This window comes from Lysobacter xanthus, from assembly GCF_047159895.1.
Genome location: NZ_BAAGAB020000032.1, coordinates 21,730 through 29,237, shown reverse-complemented (window position 1 = coordinate 29,237; position 7,508 = coordinate 21,730). Strand labels below are relative to the sequence as shown.

The following is a 7,508-nucleotide window of genomic DNA, read 5'->3' as shown; positions in this document are numbered from 1 at the left end:
ACGGGCCCGTCGGCGCTCGCCACAGCAACCCGTCCCGTTCCGCTCCGTGGCGCGATGCGGCCGCAGCCGGTAATGCGTCCCTGTTCCCGCTGATCCACGTCGCGATCGGCGTCGCCGCGATCACCGGGGGCATGGACGGGCCCAACCCGCCGCCGCCGTGGTTCGGCTGGCTGTTCGTCGGCGTCGGCGCGATGTTCGTCCTCGGCGGGCTGACGCTCGCGACGTTCATCGCCTACGCCGGCCGATGCCTGCGCACGCGGCGCCGGCACACGCTCTGCCTCGCCGTCGCCGGCGTCGAGTGCATGCTCATGCCGTTCGGCACGGTCCTCGGCGTCTTCACACTGGTGCTGCTGACCCGTTCGTCGGTCCGCGCTGCGTTCCGCTGACCGATGCGCCTCGCCGTCCTCGCCTCCGGCCGCGGCAGCAACCTGCAGGCCATCCTCGACGCGATCGGCGACGGTGCGCTCGACGCGCGCGTGGTCAGCGTGTTCTCGGATCAACCGAAGGCGTTCGCCCTCGAACGCGCCCGCGCCGCCGGCGTTCCGGCACACGCCTGCCCGCCCGCGGCGTTCGGGTCGCGGGCGCAGTTCGACGCTGCGCTGTTCCAGGCGATCTCCGACGTTCAGCCCGACCTCATCGTCTGCGCCGGATACATGCGCCTGCTGGGCGCCGCCCAGGTCGAGGCGTGGGCCGGCCGCATGATCAACATCCACCCGTCGTTGCTGCCGCTGTTCAAGGGCCTGCGCACCCACGAGCAGGCGCTCGCGGCGGGCGCGCTCGAGCATGGCGCCAGCGTCCATTTCGTGACGCCCGAGCTCGACGGGGGGCCGGTCATCGCGCAGGCGCGCGTCGCCGTGGTGCCCGGCGACGACGCGACGAGCCTCGCCGGCCGCGTGCTCGAGCGCGAGCATCCGCTGCTGCTCGCCACGCTCGCGATGTTCGCCGCCGGTCGACTGCGCCTCGACGGCGGTCGCGTCACCGTCGACGGCCACCCGCTCGCACGGCCGCTGCAGCTGGGCGGCATGGAACTCGTGGAGGTCGCCGAATGAATCGCCTGGCCCGACTGGTCATCGCGTCCGCCCTGCTCGCCCTGTCGACGACCGCGGCCGCCGTGCAGCCGTTCCGCGCGAGCTACGACGTGTATCGAGGCGGCCGGGCGCTCGGCGTCGCCACCCTGCAGGTCGTTCCGGCGGGCGACCGCTGGCGCGTGGACCTCGTCATGGACGGCAAGGGCCTCGTCGGCCTCGCCGGCCTCAACGCGCAGCAGAGCACCGTCTTCGACGAGGTGAACGGCACCTATCGCCCGCTGTCGCAGAGCACGGTGCGGAAGCTTCTGTTCACGCGCAAGCAGAGTACCGGCGTCTACGATTGGTCGGCTCGCAGGGCGACCTGGACGGGAGACGTGAAGAAGTCCCGCCAGGCCCCCGTGCCGCTGGAACCCGGCGACATGAGCGGCCTCCTGATCAACCTCGCGGTGATCCGCGACGCGCGCCCCGGGCAGTCGCTGGACTATCGCTACGTCGACAGCGGGCGGGCCCGGATGCAGCGGTATGCCGTGGCGCCCATGCCCGAGGACATGGTCGTCGGCGAGTTGCGGTACAGCGCGATGCGCGTCGACCGGGTGCAATCGGGCGACGAGCAGACCTCGATCTGGGTCGCGGAGGGCGTTCCGACGCCGATCCGCATCCTGCAACGGGAAAACGGCGAAGACACGTACGACCTTCGCCTCATCGAATACACGGGAGCCTGACCACATGACGAAGACGTTCCTCCGCGGTGCCATTCTGGCCGCCTCGCTCGCCCTCGCCGGCGCGCCCGCCTTCGCCGCGCAGCCGTTCAATGCGGCCTACCAGGCGAACTACATGGGCATGAAGGCGACCGGCCGCATGGCCATCGAGCCGGCGGGCGACGGCCAGTGGCGCTACACGCTCGAGGTGCGCAACCAGATGGCGAACCTCGTCCAGACCACCGTCTTCGACGAAGCTGGCGGCGTGCTGCGCCCGCTCTCCGGCAGCGACAGCAACAAGCTGCTGATCAAGAAGTCGAACAAGAACGCCACGTACGACTGGTCGAAGGGCGTGGCGACGTGGTCGGGCGACGTGAAGGCCGACCGCGCCGGCCCGGTGAAGCTGCAGAAGGGCGACCTCGACGCACTGCTCGTCAACGTCGCGATCGCACGCGATGCGATCGCCGGCAAGCCGCTGCACTACCGCATGGTCGACAACGGCAAGGCGCGCGACCTCAGCTACTCGGTCGCCGGCAAGGAAGCGGTGACGGTCAACGGCAAGTCGGTGCAGGCGACGAAGGTCGTCAGCACCTCGGGCGACAAGAAGACGACGCTGTGGGTGGTGCCGGGCGTGCCGGTGCCGGTGCGCATCCTGCAGGTCGACGACGGCGACAGCATCGACCTGCGCATCGCGCAGTAAGCGCTGCCTCTGGATGTGAAAAAGCCCCGCGATGCGGGGCTTTTTCTTGCGCGGTCGTTTAAAAACCTCAGCGGATACGCGAGATCTTGGCGCCCAGCCCGGAGAGCTTCTGCTCGATGTTCTCGTAGCCGCGGTCGAGGTGGTAGATGCGGTCGATGGTGGTCGTGCCGTCGGCGACGAGGCCGGCGAGGATCAGCGACGCCGACGCGCGCAGGTCGGTCGCCATCACCGGGGCGCCGCTCAGGCGCGGCACCCCGCGCACCACCGCCGTGTGGCCGTCGACGCGGATGTCCGCACCGAGCCGCAACAGTTCGTTGACGTGCATGAAGCGGTTTTCGAAGATCGTCTCGTTGATCACCGACACGCCGTCGGCGACGCAGTTCATCGCCATGAACTGCGCCTGCATGTCGGTCGGGAAACCCGGGTGCGGCGCCGTGGTGATGTCCACGGCCTTCGGCCGACGCCCGTGCATGTCGATCATGATGCGGTCGCCGTCGCAGTCGAGCTCCGCGCCCGTCTCCTTCAGCTTGTCGAGCACGGCATCCATCGTGTCCGGCCGGGCGTGGGTGAGCGTGACGCGCCCGCCCGTCATCGCCGCGGCGACGAGGAACGTCCCGGCTTCGATGCGGTCCGCCACGACGTGGTGCGTGCAGGCGCGAAGACGCTCCACGCCTTCCACCACGATGCGGCCGGTGCCGGCGCCGGTGATGTTCGCGCCCATCGCGACGAGGCATTCGGCGAGGTCGACGATTTCCGGTTCCATCGCCGCGTTCTCGAGCACCGTGCGCCCTTCCGCGAGCACCGCCGCCATCAGCACGTTCTCGGTGGCGCCGACGCTCACGATGTCGAAGACGTGCCGTGCGCCGCGCAGGCGATCGGCCTGGGCCTTGATGAAGCCGTTCTCGACGGTGATCTTTGCGCCGAGCGTCTGCAGTCCCTTGATGTGCAGGTCCACCGGGCGCGAGCCGATCGCGCAGCCACCGGGCAGCGAGACCTCGGCATGGCCGTACTTCGCGAGCAGCGGGCCCAGCACGAGCACCGAGGCGCGCATCGTCTTGACCAGCTCGTACGGGGCGACCTGGCTGTGCACCGTCGTGGGATCGACGGTGACCACGCCCGGACCCTCGTCGCCGACGCGTGCGCCGAGCTCGGCGAGCAGGCGCGCGGTGGTGTGCACGTCGTGCAGGTGCGGCACGTTGCGCAGCGTCATCGGCCCGTCGGCGAGCAGCGTCGCGCAGAGGATCGGCAGCACGGCGTTCTTGGCGCCGGAAATACGGACTTCGCCGTGGAGCGGCGCGCCGCCTTCGACAACGATCTTCTGCATGGACTCGATTCGGTAAATGAAAGGTCGGGACCGCCGCGCCTCAGGCCGCGCCGGCTTCCTCGGGGGTCAGCGTCTTGAGCTGCAGCGCGTGGATCTCGCCGCCCATGCGCTCGCCCAGCGTCGCGTAGACGAGGCGGTGGCGCGCCAGCGGAAGCTTGCCCCGGAAGGCGTCGCTGACCACCGTCGCCTCGAAGTGCACGCCGTCGTCGCCGCGCACGTCGGCGCGGGCGCCGGGCAGGCCCTGCTCGATGAGTTGACGGATGGTCTCGGGATTCACGGCGTCGCCTCGCTGAGCGCGGAGCGGGGCGGACCGGCAGGGGTCGCCCGGACCGCTTAAACTGGGGGACTTAGCCTAGCTGAAAGGACCCCCGTCCGAAATGGCGGACTCCAGCACCCCGGCGGCCACCGACCTGCTCGCCAGCGGACGCCGCGTCTTCGCGGTCGAGGCCGCCGCGCTCGCCGCCGTCGCCGACCGGCTCGACGGGGCGTTCGAGGACGCCTGCCGCCGGATCCTGGCCGCGCACGGCCGCGTCGTGTGCATCGGCATGGGTAAGTCGGGGCACGTGGCGCGCAAGATCGCCGCGACCCTCGCCTCCACCGGCACGCCGGCGTTCTTCGTGCACCCGGGCGAGGCCGCGCACGGCGACCTCGGCATGATCACCGACGCCGACGTCGTGCTGACGCTGTCGTATTCGGGCGAGAGCGACGAGATCCTCACGCTGATGCCGGTGCTGCGGCGACAGGGCAACGTCGTCATCGCGATGACGGGCCGGCCCCAGTCGACGATGGCGCGCGAGGCCGACGTGCACCTCGACATCTCGGTGCCGGCCGAAGCGTGCCCGCTGCATCTCGCACCCACGTCGAGCACCACGGCCTCGCTCGCGATGGGCGATGCACTCGCGGTCGCCTTGCTCGAGGCGCGGGGCTTCACCGCCGACGACTTCGCGCGCTCGCACCCCGCCGGTGCCCTCGGGCGTCGACTGCTGCTGCACATCGCGGACGTGATGCACTCGGGCTCCGACCTGCCAGTCGTCGGCCCCGCCGCGTCGGTGAGCGAAGCGCTCGTCGAGATGAGCCACAAGCGTCTCGGGCTGACCGCCGTCGCGGACGGCGAAGGTCGCCTGCTCGGCGTCTTCACCGATGGCGACCTGCGCCGCACCCTGGACGACGCGCGGCTCGACCTGCGCCACACGCCCATCGAACAGGTGATGACCCGCGCGCCGCGCACGATCGCGCCCGAGATGCTCGCCGTCGAAGCGGCGCACGTGATGGAGCAGTACAAGATCAACGGCCTGCTGGTGGTCGACGCCGCCGGCCGCGTGGTCGGTGCGCTGAACATTCACGACCTGTTGCGTGCGCGGGTGGTTTAACCCCCGGATTCCATGACCGACTCGACCGCCCCCGCCCCGGACCTCCGTTCGCGCGCCCGCCGCGTGCGCCTTGCGTGTTTCGACGTCGACGGCACGCTCACCGACGGTCGCCTGATCTATTCCGCCGATGGCGGCGAGGCGAAGGCCTTCCACGTGCATGACGGACAGGGGCTGGTCCTGCTGCGTCGCGCGGGCCTCGAGGTGGCTTTCGTCACCGCGCGGACCAGTCCGGTGGTGGAGCGCCGCGCCGCCGAGCTTGGCGTGCGTGCCTGGTGCGGCGTGGGCGACAAGCTCGACTGCGTGCGCGGCCTCGCCGACACGCTCGGTCTCGACCTCGGTGAGGTCGCGTTCATGGGCGACGACCTGCCCGACCTGAGCGTGATGCGGGCGGTCGGGCTGTCCGCCTGCCCGGCCGATGCGCATGCCTGGATCGCTCGAGATGCGCATTGGCAGTCACGGCAGCCGGCCGGCCACGGCGCGGCGCGCGAGTTCTGCGACATGCTGCTCGAGGCGCAGGACCACGTGGCGTCCTTGCTCGACGGTCTGCTGGGCGAGCGGCCCGCGGCGATCGGAGCGCAGGCGTGAACTGGCGCGTCGTCCTCGGCATCGTGCTCGCAGTCGCGGCAGTCGCGATCGGCACGTCGTTGTGGCAGCAGAGCCGCGACGACATCGCGCCGCTCGAAGCCGGGCGTTCCGATTACACGCTGCACGACTTCGAACTCGTATCGCTCGACGCCACCGGTCGCGAGTCGTTCACGCTGCGCGCACCGAAGCTCACGCGGGACCCGGACGTGCGCACGCTCACCATCGCCACGCCGCTGTTCGTGATCCCGCCGAAGGCGGCGGGAGACGGCAATCCCTGGAACGTGCGCTCGCGGACCGGCTGGGTGTCGGCGGCGGGCGACGAGATCCGCCTGCGCGGCGACGTGCTCGCCACCAGCACCAACGCGCAGGGCGGGGCCGTGAGCATGACCACGCAACAGCTCAACGTGTTTCCGGATGCGAAGCGCGCGAGCTCCCCGGTCGCGACCAGGGTCCAGCAGCCGGGTCTTATACTCAGCGGACACGGCATGGAAGCAAGGCTCGACACCCAGCGTGTAACCATGAAGGACGCAAAGGCCCGTTATGTACGCTCGAACTAAGGCGGTCGCCGCCCTCGCCCTCGTGGCACTCCTCGCGAGCACCTCCGCATTCGCGCGTTCCTCCGACCGTCGCCAGCCGATGGACATCGAGGGTGCCGCGTTCGACAGCTCGCTGAGCGACAACAGCGTGACCGTCTTCACCGGCGGCGTCACCATCCGCCAGGGCTCGCTCGACATCCGTGCGACCCGCGCCGAGGTGTCGCGCGTCAACGGCGACCCGTCCCGGGCCGTGCTCACCGGCGCGCCGGTTCGCCTGAGCCAGCAGCTGGACGACGGCACGCCGATGAGCGCCACGGCCGCACGCGTGGACTACGACCTGCGCACCGAGATCGTCGTGTTCACCGGCGGCGTGAACATCCAGCAGCCGCGCGGCACGCTCAACGGCGACAAGATCACCTACAACATGCGCAACGGCCAGGTGGCTGCCGGCGCCACGGCGGGTGGCGGTCGCGTCAAGATGCGCATCCTCCCGCGCAATGCCCAGGGTTCGCCCTGATGCTGCGTGCCGAAGGCCTGCGCAAGAGCTACCGGTCCCGCGAGGTCGTGCGTGACTTCGGGCTGTCGCTCGACGCCGGCGAAGTGGTCGGCCTGCTCGGCCCCAACGGCGCCGGCAAGACGACGTGCTTCTACATGATCGTCGGCCTGGTGCCGGCGGACGCGGGCCAGATCCTGCTCGACGGCCGCGACATCACTGCCGAGCCGATGTATGCGCGCGCCAAGCACGGCGTGGGCTACCTGCCGCAGGAACCTTCGGTGTTCCGCCGGCTCACGGTGGCCGACAACATCCGGCTGGTGCTCGAACTGCGCACCGACCTCGACCGCAAGGGGCGCGAGCGCGAACTCGCCTCGCTGCTCGACGAGTTGCAGGTCGCGCACGTCGCCGAGCAGATCGGCGCGAGCCTCTCCGGTGGCGAACGCCGTCGCGTCGAGATCGCGCGCGCCCTCGCCGCGAAGCCGCGACTGATGCTCCTCGACGAGCCTTTCGCGGGCGTCGATCCGATCTCCGTCGGCGAGATCCAGAAGATCGTGCGCCACCTCACCGAGCGCGGCATCGGCGTGCTGATCACCGACCACAACGTCCGCGAGACGCTCGGCATCTGCGACCGCGCCTACATCCTCAACGAGGGGATGGTGCTCGCGCAGGGTTCGCCCGAATCGATCCTCGCGAACCCGGACGTGCGCCGCGTCTACCTCGGCGAAACGTTCCGACTGTAATGCTCGTGCGCCCGACCGGCGGCGGCCCGCG

The 7,508-nt window shown here is 70.5% G+C and carries 11 protein-coding genes; 9 read left to right on the top strand and 2 right to left on the bottom strand.

Going from position 1 to position 7,508, the window contains the following annotated elements; all coding sequences use genetic code 11:
- From ACY35P_RS09465 to ACY35P_RS09450, 4 genes are all read left to right on the top strand, one after another.
- Positions 1-386: hypothetical protein (locus ACY35P_RS09465; protein ID WP_462115580.1), on the top strand; the 386-nt coding region annotated here is incomplete at its 5' end.
- Positions 387-389: 3 nt separating this feature from the next.
- The gene (purN, locus tag ACY35P_RS09460) at positions 390-1,049 is read left to right on the top strand and encodes a phosphoribosylglycinamide formyltransferase (RefSeq protein ID WP_462115579.1); all 660 of its coding nucleotides are present in this window, start codon (positions 390-392) and stop codon (positions 1,047-1,049) included.
- The gene (locus ACY35P_RS09455) at positions 1,046-1,750 is read left to right on the top strand and encodes a DUF3108 domain-containing protein (protein ID WP_462115578.1); all 705 of its coding nucleotides are present in this window, start codon (positions 1,046-1,048) and stop codon (positions 1,748-1,750) included. The genes purN and ACY35P_RS09455 overlap by 4 nt, the downstream gene beginning before the upstream one ends.
- A 4-nt stretch (positions 1,751-1,754) precedes the next feature.
- The gene (locus ACY35P_RS09450; RefSeq protein ID WP_462115577.1) at positions 1,755-2,426 is read left to right on the top strand and encodes a DUF3108 domain-containing protein; all 672 of its coding nucleotides are present in this window, start codon (positions 1,755-1,757) and stop codon (positions 2,424-2,426) included.
- A gap of 67 nt (positions 2,427-2,493) precedes the next feature.
- Here the strand turns inward: ACY35P_RS09450 and murA are convergent, their stop codons facing one another.
- Both murA and ACY35P_RS09440 read right to left on the bottom strand, forming a co-directional pair.
- Positions 2,494-3,750, bottom strand: a complete 1,257-nt coding sequence (murA, locus tag ACY35P_RS09445; RefSeq protein ID WP_462115576.1) for a UDP-N-acetylglucosamine 1-carboxyvinyltransferase — start codon at positions 3,748-3,750, stop codon at positions 2,494-2,496.
- Between the two features lie 40 nt (positions 3,751-3,790).
- Positions 3,791-4,027, bottom strand: coding sequence for a BolA family protein (locus ACY35P_RS09440; protein ID WP_462115575.1), 237 nt, complete (start codon positions 4,025-4,027; stop codon positions 3,791-3,793).
- A gap of 100 nt (positions 4,028-4,127) precedes the next feature.
- On the opposite strand from ACY35P_RS09440, the gene ACY35P_RS09435 reads away from it, so the two are divergent.
- Genes ACY35P_RS09435 through lptB form a run of 5 tightly spaced genes read left to right on the top strand, consistent with a single transcriptional unit; the run spans position 4,128 to position 7,477 of the window.
- Entirely contained in the window at positions 4,128-5,120 is a 993-nt protein-coding gene (locus ACY35P_RS09435) for a KpsF/GutQ family sugar-phosphate isomerase (RefSeq protein ID WP_462115574.1), read from the top strand.
- A 12-nt stretch (positions 5,121-5,132) separates the two neighbouring features.
- Complete coding sequence (locus ACY35P_RS09430) at positions 5,133-5,705, top strand: KdsC family phosphatase (RefSeq protein WP_462115573.1); 573 nt, start codon at positions 5,133-5,135, stop codon at positions 5,703-5,705.
- The gene (gene lptC, locus ACY35P_RS09425) at positions 5,702-6,262 is read left to right on the top strand and encodes an LPS export ABC transporter periplasmic protein LptC (protein ID WP_462115572.1); all 561 of its coding nucleotides are present in this window, start codon (positions 5,702-5,704) and stop codon (positions 6,260-6,262) included. Before ACY35P_RS09430 ends, lptC begins: the two co-directional genes overlap by 4 nt.
- Positions 6,246-6,758: a lipopolysaccharide transport periplasmic protein LptA gene (lptA, locus tag ACY35P_RS09420; protein ID WP_462115571.1), complete on the top strand. Its 513-nt coding sequence runs from the start codon at positions 6,246-6,248 to the stop codon at positions 6,756-6,758. The genes lptC and lptA overlap by 17 nt, the downstream gene beginning before the upstream one ends.
- Complete coding sequence (gene lptB, locus ACY35P_RS09415) at positions 6,758-7,477, top strand: LPS export ABC transporter ATP-binding protein (RefSeq protein ID WP_462115570.1); 720 nt, start codon at positions 6,758-6,760, stop codon at positions 7,475-7,477. The genes lptA and lptB overlap by 1 nt, the downstream gene beginning before the upstream one ends.
- Positions 7,478-7,508: the final 31 nt, after the last annotated feature.

What these genes read in the sequence shown, in the direction of transcription:
- purN (WP_462115579.1), top strand. Translation starts at nt 390, where the DNA reads ATGCGCCTCGCCGTCCTCGCCTCCGGCCGCGGCAGCAACCTGCAGGCC.
- lptB (WP_462115570.1), top strand. Translation starts at nt 6,758, where the DNA reads ATGCTGCGTGCCGAAGGCCTGCGCAAGAGCTACCGGTCCCGCGAGGTC.
- ACY35P_RS09435 (WP_462115574.1), top strand. Translation starts at nt 4,128, where the DNA reads ATGGCGGACTCCAGCACCCCGGCGGCCACCGACCTGCTCGCCAGCGGA.
- ACY35P_RS09455 (WP_462115578.1), top strand. Translation starts at nt 1,046, where the DNA reads ATGAATCGCCTGGCCCGACTGGTCATCGCGTCCGCCCTGCTCGCCCTG.
- lptA (WP_462115571.1), top strand. Translation starts at nt 6,246, where the DNA reads ATGTACGCTCGAACTAAGGCGGTCGCCGCCCTCGCCCTCGTGGCACTC.
- ACY35P_RS09450 (WP_462115577.1), top strand. Translation starts at nt 1,755, where the DNA reads ATGACGAAGACGTTCCTCCGCGGTGCCATTCTGGCCGCCTCGCTCGCC.
- ACY35P_RS09430 (WP_462115573.1), top strand. Translation starts at nt 5,133, where the DNA reads ATGACCGACTCGACCGCCCCCGCCCCGGACCTCCGTTCGCGCGCCCGC.
- murA (WP_462115576.1), bottom strand. Translation starts at nt 3,750, where the DNA reads ATGCAGAAGATCGTTGTCGAAGGCGGCGCGCCGCTCCACGGCGAAGTC.